An 18215-nucleotide genomic window follows, 5' to 3' on the forward strand; every position below is an offset into this window, starting at 1 on the left:
AGCGCCCTGACAAAGTCTCTGTCGGCAGTTCGCATATACGTATCCGCAGCTGCGATTACCCTAAGAATGCATGCAAGCACTGTTCGGTTCCCTGCAACAACTAGAAGCCCAAACTGTCAGATACTGCAGAATTTACAATCTTCCCCTGGTGCACATTGAGGCCCGGCGCAAGATAAGGATCATCCTCGCACGCGGCGATCCCTTTATTGGCTAACGCCAATCCAAAAGGCATGGTCGCATTGTTCAGCGCATAACTTGATGTATGCGGCACTGCGCCCGGCATATTGGCGACGCAATAATGGATGATGTCATCGACGATATAAGTGGGTTCGCCATGGGTTGTCGGTTTTGACGTTTCAAAACATCCACCCTGATCGATGGCCACATCAACCAGCACCGCACGGTGCTTCATCAGGCCCAGCATATCGCGCGTCACCAATCGCGGCGCGCTGGCGCCGGGAATAAGCACAGCGCCGATCACCACGTCTGCTTCGGTGATGGCGTGTTCGATCGTGCCCGCATTCGAATAACGCGTGACGGCGCGCCCCTGAAACATATCGTCAAGTTCGCGAATGCGCGGCAAGGAGCGGTCAAGGATTTCGACATTCGCGCCTAGCCCCACTGCCATGCGCGCGGCCTGCGTGCCGACAACCCCGCCGCCGATCACAACCACTTTGGCGGGCAGAACTCCGGGAACGCCGCCCATCAGAATACCGCGTCCGCCGTGGACCTTGTGGCTGGAATGTGCGCTCGCCTCGATTGACAAGCGGCCTGCAACTTCGCTCATGGGTGCTAGCAATGGCAACGATCCATCAGGCGCAGTCACCGTTTCATAGGCAACAGCGGAAACGCCGCTTTCCATAAGCCCGCGCGCCTGATCGGGATCAGGAGCGAGGTGGAGATAGGTGAAGAGGATTTGCCCTTCGCGAAGCTGCACCCATTCTGACGGCTGCGGCTCTTTGACTTTAACGATCATTTCAGCGCGGGCGAAAACCTCTTGCGCTGTATCAACGATTTCTGCGCCAATGGCGGCGTAATCCGCATCCGTCTTGCTGATACCCAGCCCCGCGCCCGTTTCAACCAGCACCGAATGCCCTGCGGCGATGTATTCCCGCACCGCCTCGGGGGTTAGGCCGACGCGAAATTCGCTCGATTTGATTTCTTTGGGGACACCGACCAGCATGGCTCTCTCCTTATCGCAGGTGACCGCGCTGATTTAGCGGTCGCGCAACAAAGTTACAATCCATTAAAATTTGTCGGTAGGGCTGGGCTTGTGTATTCTGGCGCGCGCCTTCACCCACAGCGCCTTTGGGTAGGTTAGCGGAGGTAAAGTCCGCAATCGCGCCTGCCTAAGCTAAGGCATACCAGCACTTTTCAGCCGAGCGGCATCCAACGCGAAAGCGCATTCATCAAAGTGCTGCGCGCGGCCATCGGCCTGATACGGCCATAGCGCGCACGGCGGGCGTTTTCATCGTGCAGGCACATGGTGCGACCCATGCAGTCTGGTCCGCTGGACCAAATCGTTGGTTTTTCCATTTTCGCGTCCCCGATTCTGCGTCTTGTTAGGGATGTTACGTAACACTGAATCTGTGGAAAACTAAGCATGGATTTGAACTAAGGCGAAATTTTACATCTTCGCCAGATTCCCAATCAACCCAAATGATTCAAAGCCGCGCAAGATTATGACGCGAATTCGCAGCCAATCATTTACGGTCGGTTCGCACTGCTCCTGCTGCGCGCACGTCAGCCAATGTTGGGTAACCATTCACCGCCATCAGCAAATCCGCCTCGGCCAGAATTGAATTGAGCACAAATGCCGCACCTTCAGCTCCGCCCAAAGCCAGGCCATAGGTGTAAGGCCGCCCTACCCCCACCGCTGCCGCGCCCAATGCTATTGCCTTGATGGCATCGGTGCCGGATCGGATACCGCTGTCAAACAAAACCGGCAGATCGCCTGCAGCTGCCACAACGTCAGCCAACAGATCAATCGTCGCTATCCCGCCATTGGCTTGCCGTCCGCCATGGTTGGAGCAATAAATCGCATCGGCCCCGTGATCGGCCGCTTTTCGAGCATCATCAGGATGACATATCCCTTTCAGCACTATCGGTAGATCAGTGACTGATTTGAACCAGGCGATATCGTCCCAGGTCAGCACTTGTCCAAATGTGCCTGCCCAGATCATGATGGCGGTCTCGGGGTCTTCTTCGGGGGGTTTGGGAAGAAGCTTGAGAAATTCTGGATCGGTAAAATAATTCTGCAAAACCTTGCCGCGCAATTGCGGAAAGTTGGACGCGTTCAAATCGCGCGGTCGCCAGCCTGTGACCCATGTATCCAAAGTGACCACCAGCGCTTTATAACCCGCCGCCTCTGCCCGTCGGATCATGCTTGTGGCCACATCCTTGTTTCTCGAAGTGTAAAGCTGGAACCATGCGGGCGTATCGGCGCAGGCCTGTTTCACATCCTCCAGCGGATCATTGGACAATGTTGAAGCGCAAAACGGGACGCCCGTGGCCGCAGACGCTTTCGCTGCGGCGATATCGCCATGGCGATCCTGCGATGCTTCGCCGTTCAGACCAATCGGCGCCATAAATAACGGGCTGTGATAGGTGTCGCCAAACAGCTCAATCGACAGATCGCGGCTTTCGCAATCAACCATCATTCTGGGGATCATGCCCCAATGGTGAAACGCGCTGGCATTGGTGTCCTGCGTGTACTCATCGCCGCAACCACCAGCGACGTAATTGGTCATCATGGGGCCCAGCGCTTCGTGTGCGCGCGCTTCCAATGTCGCAAAATCCACCGGATATTCGGGCAACACGCCTTTTAGACCGGCATTGTAAATCGCGTTCTGCATCGCGCCAAAATAGGTCATCGATCGCCTCTCCTGTTTGCGGCAAGGTTGAGCGCAACAGGCCAGCAAGGGCAAGCGGTTTTAGCTGACCAAGCGCTGCAATTGAGGGCGAACCTTGAGGAACAGGACGTACAAACGCTCAAGCAACTTGAGAACAAGCCCATTGCGCGCCGCAAGCCCCAAAGGACGAAGCAACGGAATTGAGCGCCACATGGCGGCGAAGGCAGCAGCGCCGCTCAACACTTTGCCATTTTCCTCAGCATGAAAGCGCGCCAGCAGGTCGGCCTGATTGACCGGACAGGATGGATCGCCATTTTCAGAGACATCGACAAAATCAATCGCGCTATTCCGATCAAGTCTGCGCATCAGGCTTATTTCGCGCTGGCACAGCGGGCACGCTCCATCGAACCAGACTTTGAGCCGCTTGGCATCGCGCGCCACGTCATTGGTCGTTTTGTCTTTGCCCTTCATAGCAAAGCGGATGTGCGCCTTACCCTTTCGAATTCAAGGCTTGCGCGCACGCAGCGCCGCCGCCAATATTGCGGCGCGCGGCGATGCAGGGGCGGTCCGGCGGTAAAGGGGCAATGATGCAAAGCATATTTGGCTGGATAAAACGCCATCCTTTTATCACAGCCTTCATCGCGATTATCGCGCTTTTGATAGCAGCCAGTTTTCTATTCACCGGTGAGCGTGACTACGAATACGAACGCGATGAGGTGTCACGCGGCGAAGTTATCCGCGTCGTCTCTGCCAGCGGGACATTGCGCGCTTTGAACACAATCAATGTTGGCGCAGAAGTTTCCGGCCAGATCACCGCAGTATATGTCGATTTCAATTCGCCTGTCGAAAAAGGGCAATTGCTTGCGCAAATTGACCCCACTCGTCCCCGCGCTCAGGTGACGCAGGCCCGCGCGCAGGTTGATCTGGCCCGCGCCAGCCTTGCCCAGGCCGAAGCTGCCATCATCCGCGCGCGCACTGATGTCGATGTGCAAACACGCGAATTTGATCGGCGCGCAGAGCTTGCGGAAAAAGGGTTTGTATCCAGCGCTGGCCGCGATCAGGCGGAAAATGCGCTGGTCGCGGCCAAGGCATCGCTCAGCACAGCTTTGGCTCAGGCGCAGAGCGCGCGCGCCCAGATCGCGCAAAGCCTTGCCAGCCTGCGCTCTGCCGAACTGGATCTGTCGCGCACTCGCATTATTGCGCCCACTGGCGGCGTGGTGATCGACAAGCTGGTGGAACCGGGCACCACGGTTGCCGCCAGTTTTCAAACGCCCAACCTGTTCACAATCGCGGCTGACACAAGCCGTATGCAAGTCGAAGCCGCCGTGGATGAGGCCGATATTGGCCAAGTGCGCGAAGGTCAGGATGTGCGCTTTACGGTCGATAGCTATCCCGATGAAATCTTCGTCGCAAAAGTGCAGCAAATCCGCCAATCGGCAACTCAGGGTCAAAGCGCGGTGAGTTATCTGGTGATCCTTGACGTTGATAACATCAACGGGCTGCTGCTCACCGGGATGACGGCGAATGTCGATATTATCACTGGCCAGAAAGACGATGTGCTGCGCGTGCCAGTCGCTGCGACGCGGTTTTTGCCGCTGGAAGCGGATCGGCCCACCGATGAGGACGACAAGGACAACGAGACGCGCGATAAAGTGACCGTCTGGCTGCCCGGCGAAGAGCCATACCAACCCACGCGGCAGGCCATCACCACAGGGCTTAAAGGTGAGGATTTTGTCGAAGTCAAAGACGGCTTGGCCGAGGGATCGCAAGTGCTGGTCCGATCACGCGATAAAAGCGATGATGGCGGTTAATCGTGGCCAATGCTTCACCCAGCAGCACGCAGCCGCTCGTTGAAACCCGCGGGCTCGTCAAAACCTACACTTTGGGCGGAGAGACCATTCACGCGGTCAATGACGTATCGCTGACAATAGAACGCGGTGAATATGTCGCGATCATGGGCGCAAGCGGATCGGGCAAATCCACATTCATGAACATGATTGGCTGCCTTGATGTGCCAAGCCAGGGCGACGTGCTGATTGATGGCATCCCGACCCGCGAAATGTCGAGCGATGCTCTGGCTGATTTGCGCAATGCCAAGATTGGATTTGTGTTTCAGCAATTCAACCTGCTTGCCCGGACATCGTCGATTGATAACGTTGCGGTGCCGCTCATCTATGCGGGGCTCGATACGAAAAGCCGCCGCGAGAAAGCCACGCAAAAGCTGGTCGAAATGGGCCTTGGCGAGCGGCTGCTTAACACGCCCGCCAAGCTGTCAGGCGGCCAGCAACAACGTGTGGCCATAGCAAGAGCGCTTGTGACCGAACCCTTATTGCTGCTGGCAGACGAGCCGACGGGCGCGCTCGATTCAAAGACTAGCGTAGATATTATGCAAGTGTTCGAGGATCTGAATGCAGCGGGCATCACTTTGATTGTAGTGACCCATGAAAGGGAGATTGCCGATCACGCCAAGCGCCGGATCGAGTTTCGCGATGGCAAAGTGATTGAGGATCGATTGGTTGAGAACCGCACGGTTGCAAGCGAGATCGCGGCATAATGGCAACCGCATCCCCTCCCCCGGTTGCAAAGCCGAAACGCAATCTCGTCTCCAGCTGGGCGGTGAATGTCGCGATTGCCTTGACCGCGCTGCGCACCAATTTACTGCGTTCAATCCTGACAATGCTTGGCGTGCTTATCGGGGTGTTTGCTGTCACTTTGGCTGTGGCGGTGGGCAGCGGCGCGCAAGAGACGATCACCAATGCGATAAACAGGTTTGGCTCAAACATGGCCATTGTTTTGCCGCGTCCGGATGATGGGGAAGAATCCGGCCCGCCAAGGCGCGTGCGGGAACGCGGGCGCCTCACCCAGCGCGATCTAAAAGCTATCGAGAACGAAGTGCCCAATATCCGCGCGCTGGCCCCACAATTGCTGCAACCCGTGGACCTAGTCGTCGCCGGAAGCGCCACATCGACCAGCGCGGTTGGCACCACGCCCGGCTATGGATTGGTGACCACGCATCCGGCTGATCGCGGACGCTACATAACGCAGTCCGATGTCCGCTCCGCCGCACGCGTCGTGGTTATCGGCCGCACCGTGGCGGAAGATTTGTTCGGCGAATTTGATCCTGTCGGCGAAAGCGTTCGGGTCAACGGTGTTCCCTTCGTCGTCATCGGATTGCTTGAGGAAAAGGGATCAACATTGGGTGATGACAGCGATGATACGCTTATCATGCCGATCTCTACAATGCGCCAGCGCTTCTCAGGTGACAGCCTGCCCGGCCCTGATGACTTGCAGGTTGCCTTCGTCGCTTTCAACGAAAGCGCATCGCTAACCCGCGGCAAGGATGATATCGTTGCAGTCTTGAGTGACCGATACCGCGTCGAAGATGGCGAACCGACCCCCTTCACCGTTCGCACGACCGAGGAATTTGTTGAGCAGAGCAATTTCATCACCGGTATTTTGCAATCGGTGCTTGTCTCCATCGCCTCGATCTCGTTGCTCGTCGGAGGGATCGGCATCATGAACATTATGCTTGTCAGCGTGACAGAGCGGACACGCGAGATTGGGCTGCGCATGGCCTTGGGCGCAAGGCGCAGCGATATTCGCAACCAATTTCTGGTTGAGGCGGCCGTGCTGTGCGTTTTGGGCGGCGGGGTTGGTCTGGCACTCGCTTGGGGCGCAGGCGCTGCGCTGACTGCCTTTGCCGAGTTTCCCGTGCCTGTCGGGATTGGCACAGCAATTGGCGCCATTGCATTTTCAGCCTTTTTGGGGCTTGTTTTTGGCGGCTATCCCGCTGTCAGAGCTTCGCGGCTATCTCCCATCGAGGCCCTACGGACTGAATAACGAACTGAATAGCGGACTGAATAGGAAACCAAACAATGCATCTTCCCCCGGCGGGTCGCCGTCAGTTTCTCGCAGCCACAGGATCAGCCTTTGCAGCATTGCTTGCCAGCGGGTGTATGACACGCGGTGCAGCGCTTGCTCCTGCCGCTGTGCGGTTTTCTGATTATGGGCCGCTGCAGCCCGATCCTGCGGGCATGCTCGATCTGCCAAAGGGATTTTCTTACAGGGTTCTCTCCCGCTTTGGCGATAGGATGGACGACGGCGGCACTGTGCCTGACAAAGCGGATGGAATGGGCTGTCTCGATATCGGCGCAGGGCCAGATGGTCGCCCGGAAATTGTCCTGGTGCGCAATCATGAACTCATCCCCACAGATGATGCAGGCGGGCCAATAGCAAAAGGGTTTGGCACACATAACGGCGCATACACGCCGGGCGGCACGACAAATATCGTTCTCGATGCCGAAACGCTTGCGGTCAAACGCCAGTTTCGCACATTGGGCGGGACGATCCGCAATTGTTCAGGCGGTGTCACCCCATGGGGCAGCTGGCTGACATGCGAGGAAGCCCCGACAGGCCCCGGCCAAAGATATGGCGACGGCCTTGCCATCAATCACGGCTGGACATTTGAAATACCGGGCAAAGCGAGCGGCCTGATCGACCCCATCCCCTTACGCGCCATGGGCCGCTTCAATCACGAAGCTGCGTGCGTCGATCCACTTACCGGCTTTGTCTATCAGACAGAAGACCGCGATGATGGCGTCCTCTATCGCTTCATCCCCAAAGTGCCAGGCCAATTGGCAGCAGGTGGCCGCTTACAAGCGATGGTGATCGAAGGCCTGCCAGACACGCGTAATTGGGACGCAGCCGCAATGCCGATCAGGCAAAGCTATCAGGTGAGCTGGGTGGATCTCGATAATGTCGAAGCGCCCGAAGATGATCTGCGTCTGCGTGCAGCGGCCAAGGGCGCTACGCTCATCGCGCGCGGCGAAGGCATTCATATGGGCGAAGATGATCTCTACTTTTGCTCAACCAGCGGCGGGGCCAAAAAGCTTGGGCAGATTTTTCAGCTTGTTCCAGGACGCGGCAATGGGCCAGACCGGGCCGAGCTGTTCTTCGAAAGTGAAAGCATCGACCAGTTCAATTTCGGCGACAATCTGTGCGCCGCGCCCAATGGCCATTTGCTCGTCTGCGAGGATGCCTACACCGAAGTGGTCGATAACCATGTGCGCGGTATCACGCCTGAGGGCTCTCCTTATGCTTTTGCGCGTCTCAACATGCAGACAGAGCTTGCCGGCGGGTGCTTTTCTCCCGATGGCAAGTGGTTCTTTGTGAACGCATATGCTCCGGCCCGAACACTCGCGATAACCGGACCTTGGGCTGTTTGACCGGCAATTTGACCGGTCCTGTGCGCCATTGATCAAAAAGCCTGCTGCTGCGCGTTGCGCGGGGATAACAAAGACTTTAGGCTGAAATTTCGCGCGGGCACCTCGCGCGCAGGGGAAGACGCATTGCGCGCGTTTTAAGGGGCTATTGAATGAACGTGGTCAAATTTTTCGTAGGTCTTTTTCTGGCGCTCGGACTTGCCAATCCTGCTTTGGCGCAAAGCGAAAGCGGTGATGAGCAGCCCGCTCTTTCTGAAAAAACGTTCGAAGCATTCAAACTGCGCAGCATCGGCCCTGCGTTTATGTCAGGCCGGATTGCAGATATCGCGATTGTGCAGGATGACCCGGCGACCTGGTATGTCGCGGTGGGATCTGGCGGCGTTTGGAAAACCGAAAATGCTGGCACAACTTGGACCTCGCTGTTCGATGGTCAAGGTTCGTATTCCATCGGCTCACTCGGCCTTGACCCCAGCGATCCCAGCCGCATCTGGGTGGGTACGGGCGAGAACAATGGCGGGCGGCACCTTGGCTATGGCGATGGGCTGTATTTGTCCGAAGATGGCGGCAAAACCTGGACGAAGAAAGGCCTCGAAACATCTGAACGGATTGGCAAAATCATTGTCCATCCTGAAGATTCCGACACAATCTGGGTCGCTGCACAAGGGCCGCTGTGGTCTGCGGGCGGCCAGCGCGGGGTCTATAAATCCACCGATGGCGGAGAAACCTGGGCCAACGTCCTTTCCTCGGGCGAGTTTACGGGCGCAGGCGATCTGATTATCGATCCGCGCAATCCTGATCGCCTTTATGCCGCCATGTGGCAACGCCAGCGCACCGTTGCCGCCTATGTGGGCGGCGGGCCGGAAAGCGGGCTTTGGCGCAGCGAGGATGGCGGCGAAACCTGGGACGAGCTGAAAACAGGTTTGCCCAAGGGCAATATGGGCAAAATCGGCCTCGCTATTTCCCCCATGCAGCCCGATGTCGTTTACGCAGCCATTGAATTGGACCGGCGCAAAGGCGGCGTTTTCCGGTCTGACAATCGCGGATCTAGCTGGGCCAAAATGTCCGATCAGGTAAGCGGCGGCACGGGGCCACATTACTATCAAGAGCTTTTCGCCAGCCCCCATTATTTCGACCGCATCTATCTTGTCTCCAACACCAGCCAGATATCCAATGACGGCGGCAAAAGCTGGTCCGGCCTCAACAACGAATTAAAGCATGTGGACGATCACGCCATCGCGTTTCGCCCGGATGATCCTGATTACATCATGTTCGGCTCTGATGGCGGGCTGTATGAAAGCTATGACCATACCAAGACATGGCGCTTTATCAGCAATCTGCCCGTCACCCAGTTTTACAAGGTTGCAGTGGATGATGCCGAGCCGTTCTATTTCGTCTATGGCGGGACGCAAGACAACAACTCGCAAGGCGGACCATCGCGCACTGATAATCGCCACGGCATTCGCAATGATGACTGGTTCATCACTCTGTTCGCAGACGGACACCAATCCGCGACCGAGCCGGGCAACCCTGATATCATGTATGCGCAGTGGCAGCAGGGCAATCTGGCGCGCGTTGACCGGATCACGGGCGAGGTGGTTCATATCCAGCCGCAGCCTGTCCCGGGCGATGATATCCCGCGGTTCAACTGGGATGCGCCCATTCTGGTCAGCCAGCACCAACCCACGCGCATTTATCACGCCTCGCAGCGGCTTTGGCGGTCAGATGATCGCGGCGATAGCTGGCGGGCTATCTCACCTGACCTGACGCGCAATCAGAACCGCCTGCGCCTGCCCGTACAAGGCCGCCAGCAAAGCTGGGATGCGGGTTGGGATATCTATGCGATGAGCCAATACAACACGATCGCCAATATCGGGGAAAGCCCGCTGAACGAAGATCTGCTGTATGTCGGCACTGACGATGGTCTGATCCAGATCACCGAAAATGGCGGCGAAACGTGGCGGCGCGTAGAGGTCGGCTCGATGCCCGGTGTTCCCTCCACCGCTTATGTGAATGACATTCGCGCCGATCTGTTTGACGAAAACACAGTGTATGCAGCGCTCGACAATCACAAATATGGCGACTTCAAACCGTATCTTTTGAAAAGCACGGATCTCGGGCGCACTTGGCGCAGCATTGCAAGCAATATCCCTGCGCGCCATCTGGTTTGGCGTGTTGTGCAAGACCACGAAAACCCGAACCTGTTGTTCGCCGCGACGGAATTTGCGCTGTTCTTCAGCCTTGATGGCGGCCGCAAATGGGTGAGGCTGTCTGGCGATGCGCCGACCATTTCTTTCCGCGATGTCACCATTCAAAGACGCGAGGACGATCTTGTCGCAGCCAGCTTTGGCCGGGGTTTCTATATTGTCGATGATATCTCGCCGCTGCGAACTTTGTCGCAAAGCAGTCTAAACTCCGAAGCCATGCTGTTCCCCGGGCGCGATGCGCTTTGGTATATCGAGCAGCACCCGCTCGCCTTTTCGGCAGGCGGCAGCCAGGGCCATGGATATTTTCGCGCGCCCAACCCGCCCTTTGGAGCAAACTTTACCTACTATCTGGCTGACAGCATTTCGTCGCTGAAAGAGGACCGTCAAAAACGCGAGAAACCCCGCGTGAAAGCTGGGCAAGATACGCCTTTGCCAGATTTCGGAACGCTCACTGAGGAGATTCAGGAAACCGCTCCTGCCATTTGGCTGACGGTGCGCGATGCAGATGGCAATGTGGTGCGGCGGATCAAAGGACCAGCCAAGAAAGGCTTTCACCGCGTCAATTGGAACCTGCGCTTTTCCGATATGAGCGAGGCAAGCGTTACGCCGGCTGGCGGTGACGAACCGTCGGGCTTTCTGGTTTCGCCCGGCCAATACACTGTGTCGATGGCGAAGCGGGTTCGCGGTCAGACGACGCAGCTTGTTGGGCCGCAGCCTTTCACGGTGAAACCCCTGCGTTCCGGCGCATTGCCGCGGCAGAGTGATGCCGATGAATTTTGGGCACAGATCGCAGCGTTTGACCGGTCGGTCACAGCCGCCGCGCGCACCATGGCTGATGCAAAGACAAAGCTTAATCTGCTGGCAGTGGCGACATCACGCGTTCAACGCGGCGATCCAACCACGTTCGACAATCGGCTGGAAACTATCCGCAGCGAAGTAGAAGCATTGGATGAACTGCTGAACGGCAATGCCGCGCGCAATGCGATTTACGAAAGAACTCAGCCAACCGTGCGCAGCCGATTGGGCAAAATCATGACCGGATTGTTCGGATCAACCTATGGCCCCACTCAGACGCACCGCGACCAATTGGCCTATGCCAGGTCAGATTTTGACCAGGTCCGCGCCCGGCTGATGACTTTAACAGATCAGACCATCCCGGCTTTCGAGGCCGACTTGCAAGCCGCAGGTGCGCCGTGGGTTCGGGGCAGCAAGATCCCGTAACCTTGCGCCTTTTGTCATCATGAAACCCCAACGCCTTTTCCGTCAGGTTCACTACTGGCTCTCGCTTGCCGTGCTGGTTCCAGCGCTGGCAATGATTGGCGCAGGGATAATGTTGATGCTGAAAAAAGAGATCGAATGGATCCAGCCCAGCACCACTCGCGGAGTTGTCGAGGCGCAATTGCCCGCCGCTTCGTTTGAGCAAATTCTCGACGCCGCCCGCCAGCACCCCGAAGCCGGTATTCAGGCATGGTCGGACATTGACCGCATCGACCTGCGGGTTGACCGGGGCATTGCCAAATTGCGCGCAAATTCAGGCTGGGAAGTGCAAGTTGACACGCACACGGCTGAAGTTTTGAAAGTGGCCTACAGGCGCTCTGACCTGATCGAAGCAATCCATGACGGCTCGTTCTTTTCCGATGAGATCAAGCTGTATGTGTTCCTTCCAACGGGCGTTTTGCTGCTGATTATGTGGGGCACCGGGGTCTATTTGTTCCTGCTGCCGCGTATGGCGAAATCAAGAAAGGCGAAACGCAGTAAAGGTACAGGCTGATTGCCGCTCATCACCTGCCGGATAAACGCAGCTTTGCGATCACTTACGGGTGAGAAAGGCGGCAGCGCGGCAGCCGACCCCATCACCGCACCACTGGAATTGCCCAATGCCGCAAATCACTGATCTGATCCTTGCCCCTGCGATGGGGTCGTTCTTTTATGACGATCAGGCCGCCATCAGAGCCGGCGCAGGCCAAGACGGTTTCAACTATACGGGCAAGCCAGTAACGCCGGGCTTCACCCACGTCCGGCAACCTGCCACTGCGCTGAGCATTGGGTTGGTGCTGGATGATGGCGCGGTTGCCTGGGGCGATATGGTCAGTGTCCAGTATTCCGGTGCAGCGGGGCGTGATCCGCTGTTCGATCCGGAGAAAATCGCACAAATCGTCGCGGCCGATATCACCCCGCACCTCATTGGCCGCGATCCAGCTACCGCCAGGGCCAATTGCGAAGCGGTTCTTGACCGGAACGAGAGCTTGCCGATTGCGATCAAATACGGCGTCAGTCAGGCCTTGCTCAGCGCGGCGGCTCTGGCGCAGCGATGCACAATGGCTGAGGTGGTTTGCGATATCTTCGATCGCTCCTTGCCAACCGCCCCCATCTCCATTTTCGCGCAAAGCGGTGATGATCGGCGATTAAATGTCGACAAGATGGTGTTGAAGAAGGTCGATATTCTCCCGCATGGGCTCATCAATTCAGCCGAAAAATTCGGCCCCAATGGCGCGACCTTTGTCGAATATGCCGAATGGGTCGCACACCGCGCAGACCAGCTGGGCGGCAGTGACTATCGCCCGGCGCTGCATTTTGACCTGTATGGCTGGGTTGGCCTTGGTTTCAGCGATGAGCCGGCCGAAGTCGCGCAGTTTATCGCGCGATGCGCGGACCGGGTTCCCGGCTTTGATCTGCAAATCGAAAGTCCGGTTGATTACGGCGACAGGCAAAAACAAATCGACAAGTTTGCCGAGATAGTCGCCGAAATGGATAGACTGGGCACGTCAGCAAAAGTCGTAGCAGACGAACACTGCAACACTTTGCGCGATATTCGCGATTTCTGCGATGCGAAAGCTGCGCATATCGTCCAGATTAAGACCCCGGACGTTGGCAGCGTGCTGGATACAGCCCATGCAATTCAATACGCCAAAAAAGCAGGCATTGGAGCATATTGCGGCGGAACCAGCGCGGAAACCGATCTTTCCGCAAGAGCATGTGTGCATGTGGCGCTGGCGATGCAGGCGGATATGATGCTGGCGAAGCCCGGTATGGGCGTTGATGAGGCAATCTGCATTGTCGGCAATGAACAAAGCCGTGCTTTAGCGACAATCAAACGCCAGGGATGACCGCCTCAAAAGCGCGGTAAGCTTGCATCACCGTCCGAAAAATTGGACACACAAAACTGTCATAAAACTTGTGCGCTACGCTCAAAACCCGTACCCAAACATCGGACAGATGAGGTAGATATGGAAAGAGGCGTACCAGTTCGGGCCATCAGCCGGGGTTTCGCCGTGCTATCAGCGGTTAGCCGCGATGGACCGATTACATTGATGGGCATTTCGCGCAGCGCTGATGTGCCTTATGCAACCGCATGCAGGGTTGTTCAAACCTTGATGCATGAAGGTTTGATCGAACGCGAAGTGGGGCGCAAGAAATACCGCGTCACATCGCTTGTCCAGTCGCTGGCGACAGGCTTCCAGCAGGAAGATGAGCTCGCCGCTCAAGCGCGTCCGCATATGGAAGAATTGTGCCAGAAAGTCGGCTGGCCGATCTCGCTCGCCACCCGGGTTGGAACGCGCATGATGGTGCGCGAATCCACTCACAAAATGACCTCGCTCACTTTCACGAATTATTACCCCGGCTTTACGCTTCCAATCTCCGAATGCGCGACCGGAAAAGCGTATCTTGCAAATTGTGAAGAAACGGAACGCGAGATGATTAAAGACGCGTTCGAGGCAACCGACAGCGAAGCGGCGCAAACCGGCCTTCTGCTTTTGTCCGACGGCGTGGCGCTGGGAAAAATCAAAGAAGCGGGATACGCCTTACAAGCGCGCAATCAGCATAATTTTGAACCGGGTAAAACCTCTTCATTGGCCGTCCCAATGTTCGATCAGGATCGCAAATTGGTGGGTTCGATGGCGCTCATTTATTTTGCTTCTGCGATCAAACCCAATGAAGCTGCTGGCGAATTTCTGCCAATGATGCAGGAAACCGCCGAGAAAATCAGTCAAGGCCTTGGCATTAAGCAATTCGCCTGAAGCGAACGGAAATTGCAATTACCCCGCTATACTGGCTGAATGCGTGCCGGCCAATCGCCCCAAAGTCGTGGCCGTCATAAGTCCATTGCCTGCCAGATACCCATCTGCGCCCGGCCCCGATATGCCGCGTGCAGCCCCTCCGCCCGCATAGAGATTGGGAAACGATTTGCGATCGGTGCGAAGGACGCGGGCGTTTTCATCCACTTCCAATCCGCCTTGAGTGTGAAACAGGGCTCCAGTGACTTTCACGGCGTAAAAAGGTGCCGCAAGCTTCGCTTTCCCCGCGAAACTCCGCCCAAATTCATCGGGCTCGCTGCTATCCACATGCATCCATGTGTCCTCGATTGTGGCTTGAAGCCCGGCGGGGTCTATTCCTGTCTGAGCGGCAAGATCGCCAATGTCATCTGCCACTTTCAAACAGCCAGCTGACATCGCCTGCTGGTAATCGTCAAACTGCTCCATGACTTTGTGGCGGCGCTCATCATAAATGCTCCAGGCGACATGGCTGTCTTGTTTTAAAACTTCGACAGCCTGTTCGGAATATCCTGCCGCTTCGTTGGAGAACCGCTTTCCTGCGCGGTTCACTTGCACGCCGCCCTCAACGATTAAAGGCCAAAGGATCGGAATGCCATATCCAGCCGCAAGGCCGGCATGACCTTGGTATGAAGCGATATCTGCCATCGCAGCGCCAAGCGCCCGGCCCCATTCAATCGCATGCCCTTTATTGCCGGGGTGACCGTGAAAAGTCGCATGCTCAAGTTCGGGAATTAGCTCAGATACCATGGCCTGATTGCCGGCAAATCCGCAGCAGGCAAGGATCAAAGCCCCGCAGCCGATCACGTCCTCAGAGCCATCGGGCCTTGTGCACCCCACTGCGATAACTTGCTCTTCCTGGTTTACGAACAGGCGGTTCACAGTGCTTTCGGTGAAAAAGTCGACACCTGCACTTTCGCATGCGGCATACAATGCGCCCATCAATTCACCCCCTGACCGGCTAGGCATTCCATGCATACGGCGCACTGAGTGTCCGGGGTATGTAAAGCCATCGACAAGGCTTAGATCGAGGCCGTGTTTTCCCGCTAGCCAGTCGATTGTTGCCGCCGATTCTGAAACGATGTTGCGCACCATCGCCGTATCAATCAGCCCTTTTGTTTTGGCGGCGATATCCCCTGCAAACAGATCCACGCTGTCTTCAACACCTGCACTCGTTTGAATAGCGCTGCCGCAAGCCGGGATCAGACCGGTCGACATGGACGTGGTGCCAAGCGGCTGGCGATCTTGTTCAACGACCAGCACATCAACCCCCGCATCGCGCACGGCCAGTGCAGCGCACAAGCCAGTGCCTCCTCCTCCAACGACAATGACAGGAATGTCCATTATCGTATCGACCGCATCGGTCTTTACAACTGCAATCGCATCCATTGTTCAGCTTGCTCCAAATGTAAGCACAGGCTTGATGACACGGTTATTCTTCATCGCCTCGAACGCATCGGCGATGTCTTCGAACGCAAATGTTTCGATCAGTTCATCAATCGGCAATCTCCCGCTTTCGAACAATTCGAACAGGTATGGCAGGAAAGTCTCGGGCACGCTGTCGCCTTCGATTATGCCGATGATATTGGTTGTCATGAATGGCAAACCGCCGGGGTGAGGCACGGGATCTTCAAACTCGCCAGGAATGGTCAGAACACCCAAAGATCCGCCGGGCCGCAAGCTGTGCAGCGATTGTTCGAACGTCGCCTGAGCGCCCGCCGTATCGAGCACAGCTGCGACCCCTTCGGGAACTACAGATCGGATTGAGGCTGCGATGTCGCCAGTAAAGGTATAATCCGCACCCATTTGACGGGCGACGTCGCATCTTTCCTGCACAAGATCGAAAGCAATGATCGGATCGCAGCCCACAATGCGCCCCGCCAATATCGCGGACAGACCCACCGCGCCGCAACCGATGACTGCCAGGGGAAAGCCTGCCTTCAAGCCCAATTGGTTGAACACAGCGCCAGCGCCCGTTTGCACCCCGCATCCAAATGGCGCGGCTTGTACAAAACTCATCGTATCCGGGATTTTGACAATGTTGCGCGCGGTCACAATTGCATGGGTGGCAAAGCAGCTTTGCTGAAAAAAGCGCCGCCGACAGGCTCGGATAGGGGCGCTCCATCAGGTCTGGTGTAGCTCGGCCTGCCCGCCGCGCGCGAACCTTCGATATTGAGCGCGATGCCATCGACACAATAAGCCGGCCTGCCTGACCCGCAAACGGAGCATTCTCCGCAAAACCCGAAAGTGGCAGCCACGCGGTCGCCGATGGCAAAATCGGTAACCTCGCTGCCTATTTCCGCGACGATACCAGCGCCCTCATGACCAAAAACGCGCGGATTGGCAGACCATTGGGCAATGCCGATATCAGTGTGGCAAATGCCTGCTGCCTTGACCTCAATCACCAATTCATCAGGTGCAGGATCATCGAGCATAAGCGGCTCAATAACGGGAGGCGCGCCCCCGCCATTTGATATCGCGGCGAGAACCTTGCGCGGCATTACGCAGCTCCATGGCGAGCTTGAAATTCAACAACGTCATTCATGCCGAGAAGCCGGGACATTTCGGTGAAATCAAACATTGCCCTATGGTCGGTGTTGGGATCGCCATTGGCAAGCGCCTCGTAAAAATTCTGCGCCGCATGCGCCGCGCTAAGGGGGCTCCTGCGGGGTAAATGACCAGCTTGGCACCCAATTCTTCATAACGCTGCGACGACAGGATTGGCGTCACACCACCATGCGCTGCGTTCAGCAATAACGGTTTATCAAGTGCGCTCGCTGCGACCGCGATTTCCTCTTCATTCTGAGGGCCTTCCAGGAAAAGAATATCAGCGCCAGCGGCACTGTATGCGTGCAACCGGTCAATGGCGGCCTCCAGCCCCTCGGTTCGCCGTGCATCCGTGCGCGCGATGATGAGCATATCGCCATCGGCGCGCGCATCCATGGCAACACGCACGCGCTGCTCCATTTCGGCGGCCGGAACGCTGGACGCTTTTCCCACATGACCGCAAATTTTGGGGAAACCCTGATCTTCAATCTGTATCGCTGCGATGCCAGCGCGCTGATACGCCCGTACTGCGCGATCAAGATTGGTGAGACTGCCAAATCCGGTATCCGCATCGGCGATTATCGGAGCATTTGCTTTGGCCGCAAACCGCGCAAAGATGGCTAGAAAATCGGACATGCTAGCAATGCCGACATCCGGTTCGCCCAATGCAGATGCCGCATTCCAGTAGCCGGAGGCGTAGAATGCTTTGAAACCCGCCTTCTTGGCCATCAAGAGGCTCATGTGATCATAAATGCCTGGGGCGGTTATGATCGACGATTGCGCAAGCTGCGCTTTCAAACTTTGTGCTGGGACATCAGAATTTGGCATGGTCACATCACTTACAATCGGCTTTCGCCCCTGCATTGTCTGGTCGAAGCGGCTATCCAACAAGCGGATGAACCACACGGTCCGGGTCGATTAAACCCCTATCAAACTCCAACTTCATGCTATCAAGCGACAAGGAGCTGGATCAGTTGGAAGACACAGTGATGGATGAAAGCATACCGAAGGAGCTAGGCGAGGAAATCACAGGCCGCGGCCGGGTTTATTTCGAGAACGTCGTGTTCGATAACATCCTTGACGCAATCCTGGAACTGTCAGCCGCCGTCTGGTCGCATCACGACCGTGTGCTTGTTCTTGAACAAATTCTCGAGAAAAAGGGCATTTCAGTTTCGGACGAAATCGAGGCGCACATGCCTGACCAAGCTGAGATCGAGCGCCGAGCAAGCGAGCGCGATGCTTTTGTCGATCAGATTTTTGGCGCATTCTTGCGCCGTCCTACGCACAATATTGGCCAGGCAGCAGCTGAACAGCCTGCCGGTGATAATCAGGAGTGAA

17 protein-coding genes are annotated in these 18215 nt (G+C 56.7%); 9 read left to right on the forward strand and 8 right to left on the reverse strand.

All coding sequences use genetic code 11. The features are described from left to right. Positions 1-100: 100 nt before the first annotated feature. The 4 genes from ald to AC0V6W_RS03650 all read right to left on the reverse strand — a co-directional run bounded on the left by ald (position 101) and on the right by AC0V6W_RS03650 (position 3323). The gene (ald, locus tag AC0V6W_RS03635) at positions 101-1183 is read right to left on the reverse strand and encodes an alanine dehydrogenase (protein ID WP_486147241.1); all 1083 of its coding nucleotides are present in this window, start codon (positions 1181-1183) and stop codon (positions 101-103) included. Positions 1184-1374: 191 nt separating this feature from the next. Then, on the reverse strand, positions 1375-1497 hold the full coding sequence (locus AC0V6W_RS03640; RefSeq protein WP_486147243.1) for a hypothetical protein: 123 nt from the start codon (positions 1495-1497) through the stop codon (positions 1375-1377). 206 nt (positions 1498-1703) lie between these two features. Then, entirely contained in the window at positions 1704-2873 is a 1170-nt protein-coding gene (locus AC0V6W_RS03645; protein WP_486147245.1) for an alpha-hydroxy-acid oxidizing protein, read from the reverse strand. 60 nt (positions 2874-2933) lie between these two features. Next, entirely contained in the window at positions 2934-3323 is a 390-nt protein-coding gene (locus AC0V6W_RS03650; RefSeq protein ID WP_486147247.1) for a thiol-disulfide oxidoreductase DCC family protein, read from the reverse strand. 113 nt (positions 3324-3436) lie between these two features. Here AC0V6W_RS03650 and AC0V6W_RS03655 point away from each other — a divergent pair, with 113 nt between their 5' ends. The 8 genes from AC0V6W_RS03655 (at position 3437) to AC0V6W_RS03690 (ending at position 14297) form a co-directional block, all read left to right on the forward strand. Further along, positions 3437-4663 (forward strand): efflux RND transporter periplasmic adaptor subunit, encoded by a 1227-nt coding sequence (locus AC0V6W_RS03655; protein ID WP_486147249.1) that lies wholly within the window; start codon positions 3437-3439, stop codon positions 4661-4663. A 2-nt stretch (positions 4664-4665) separates the two neighbouring features. Further along, positions 4666-5406, forward strand: coding sequence for an ABC transporter ATP-binding protein (locus AC0V6W_RS03660; RefSeq protein ID WP_486147251.1), 741 nt, complete (start codon positions 4666-4668; stop codon positions 5404-5406). Next, a complete protein-coding gene (locus tag AC0V6W_RS03665) occupies positions 5406-6692 on the forward strand; it encodes an ABC transporter permease (RefSeq protein WP_486147253.1) in 1287 nt (428 codons plus the stop codon). Before AC0V6W_RS03660 ends, AC0V6W_RS03665 begins: the two co-directional genes overlap by 1 nt. A gap of 35 nt (positions 6693-6727) precedes the next feature. Then, positions 6728-8077 (forward strand): alkaline phosphatase PhoX, encoded by a 1350-nt coding sequence (locus AC0V6W_RS03670; RefSeq protein WP_486147255.1) that lies wholly within the window; start codon positions 6728-6730, stop codon positions 8075-8077. A gap of 149 nt (positions 8078-8226) precedes the next feature. After that, on the forward strand, positions 8227-11499 hold the full coding sequence (locus AC0V6W_RS03675; protein WP_486147257.1) for a WD40/YVTN/BNR-like repeat-containing protein: 3273 nt from the start codon (positions 8227-8229) through the stop codon (positions 11497-11499). A 19-nt stretch (positions 11500-11518) separates the two neighbouring features. Continuing rightward, positions 11519-12049 (forward strand): PepSY domain-containing protein, encoded by a 531-nt coding sequence (locus tag AC0V6W_RS03680; protein WP_486147259.1) that lies wholly within the window; start codon positions 11519-11521, stop codon positions 12047-12049. A gap of 106 nt (positions 12050-12155) precedes the next feature. After that, positions 12156-13385, forward strand: a complete 1230-nt coding sequence (locus AC0V6W_RS03685; protein WP_486147261.1) for a methylaspartate ammonia-lyase — start codon at positions 12156-12158, stop codon at positions 13383-13385. A 120-nt stretch (positions 13386-13505) separates the two neighbouring features. After that, a complete protein-coding gene (locus AC0V6W_RS03690) occupies positions 13506-14297 on the forward strand; it encodes an IclR family transcriptional regulator domain-containing protein (RefSeq protein WP_486147263.1) in 792 nt (263 codons plus the stop codon). A gap of 18 nt (positions 14298-14315) precedes the next feature. On the opposite strand, the gene AC0V6W_RS03695 is transcribed toward AC0V6W_RS03690, so the two are convergent. Genes AC0V6W_RS03695 through AC0V6W_RS03710 form a run of 4 tightly spaced genes read right to left on the reverse strand, consistent with a single transcriptional unit; the run spans position 14316 to position 17705 of the window. Continuing rightward, on the reverse strand, positions 14316-15719 hold the full coding sequence (locus tag AC0V6W_RS03695; protein WP_486147265.1) for an FAD-dependent oxidoreductase: 1404 nt from the start codon (positions 15717-15719) through the stop codon (positions 14316-14318). Positions 15720-15722: 3 nt separating this feature from the next. Then, positions 15723-16349: a zinc-binding dehydrogenase gene (locus tag AC0V6W_RS03700; protein WP_486147267.1), complete on the reverse strand. Its 627-nt coding sequence runs from the start codon at positions 16347-16349 to the stop codon at positions 15723-15725. Positions 16350-16381: 32 nt separating this feature from the next. Continuing rightward, positions 16382-16831, reverse strand: a complete 450-nt coding sequence (locus tag AC0V6W_RS03705; RefSeq protein WP_486147269.1) for an alcohol dehydrogenase catalytic domain-containing protein — start codon at positions 16829-16831, stop codon at positions 16382-16384. Between the two features lie 40 nt (positions 16832-16871). Beyond that, positions 16872-17705: an isocitrate lyase/PEP mutase family protein gene (locus AC0V6W_RS03710; RefSeq protein ID WP_486147271.1), complete on the reverse strand. Its 834-nt coding sequence runs from the start codon at positions 17703-17705 to the stop codon at positions 16872-16874. Between the two features lie 158 nt (positions 17706-17863). On the opposite strand from AC0V6W_RS03710, the gene AC0V6W_RS03715 reads away from it, so the two are divergent. Further along, entirely contained in the window at positions 17864-18214 is a 351-nt protein-coding gene (locus tag AC0V6W_RS03715; protein ID WP_486147273.1) for a hypothetical protein, read from the forward strand. The last annotated feature ends 1 nt before the right edge of the window (position 18215 follow it).

The organism is Erythrobacter sp. JB1-7 (assembly GCF_057365015.1).

Excerpts from the sequence above, each read along its gene's own strand:
- AC0V6W_RS03680 (WP_486147259.1), top strand. The coding sequence starts at position 11,519 with ATGAAACCCCAACGCCTTTTCCGTCAGGTTCACTACTGGCTCTCGCTT.
- AC0V6W_RS03670 (WP_486147255.1), top strand. The coding sequence starts at position 6,728 with ATGCATCTTCCCCCGGCGGGTCGCCGTCAGTTTCTCGCAGCCACAGGA.
- AC0V6W_RS03645 (WP_486147245.1), bottom strand. The coding sequence starts at position 2,873 with ATGACCTATTTTGGCGCGATGCAGAACGCGATTTACAATGCCGGTCTA.
- AC0V6W_RS03700 (WP_486147267.1), bottom strand. The coding sequence starts at position 16,349 with ATGAGTTTTGTACAAGCCGCGCCATTTGGATGCGGGGTGCAAACGGGC.
- AC0V6W_RS03675 (WP_486147257.1), top strand. The coding sequence starts at position 8,227 with ATGAACGTGGTCAAATTTTTCGTAGGTCTTTTTCTGGCGCTCGGACTT.
- AC0V6W_RS03640 (WP_486147243.1), bottom strand. The coding sequence starts at position 1,497 with ATGGGTCGCACCATGTGCCTGCACGATGAAAACGCCCGCCGTGCGCGC.
- AC0V6W_RS03665 (WP_486147253.1), top strand. The coding sequence starts at position 5,406 with ATGGCAACCGCATCCCCTCCCCCGGTTGCAAAGCCGAAACGCAATCTC.
- AC0V6W_RS03685 (WP_486147261.1), top strand. The coding sequence starts at position 12,156 with ATGCCGCAAATCACTGATCTGATCCTTGCCCCTGCGATGGGGTCGTTC.
- AC0V6W_RS03650 (WP_486147247.1), bottom strand. The coding sequence starts at position 3,323 with ATGAAGGGCAAAGACAAAACGACCAATGACGTGGCGCGCGATGCCAAG.
- AC0V6W_RS03655 (WP_486147249.1), top strand. The coding sequence starts at position 3,437 with ATGATGCAAAGCATATTTGGCTGGATAAAACGCCATCCTTTTATCACA.
- AC0V6W_RS03705 (WP_486147269.1), bottom strand. The coding sequence starts at position 16,831 with ATGCCGCGCAAGGTTCTCGCCGCGATATCAAATGGCGGGGGCGCGCCT.
- AC0V6W_RS03695 (WP_486147265.1), bottom strand. The coding sequence starts at position 15,719 with ATGGATGCGATTGCAGTTGTAAAGACCGATGCGGTCGATACGATAATG.
- AC0V6W_RS03710 (WP_486147271.1), bottom strand. The coding sequence starts at position 17,705 with ATGCCAAATTCTGATGTCCCAGCACAAAGTTTGAAAGCGCAGCTTGCG.
- AC0V6W_RS03690 (WP_486147263.1), top strand. The coding sequence starts at position 13,506 with ATGGAAAGAGGCGTACCAGTTCGGGCCATCAGCCGGGGTTTCGCCGTG.
- ald (WP_486147241.1), bottom strand. The coding sequence starts at position 1,183 with ATGCTGGTCGGTGTCCCCAAAGAAATCAAATCGAGCGAATTTCGCGTC.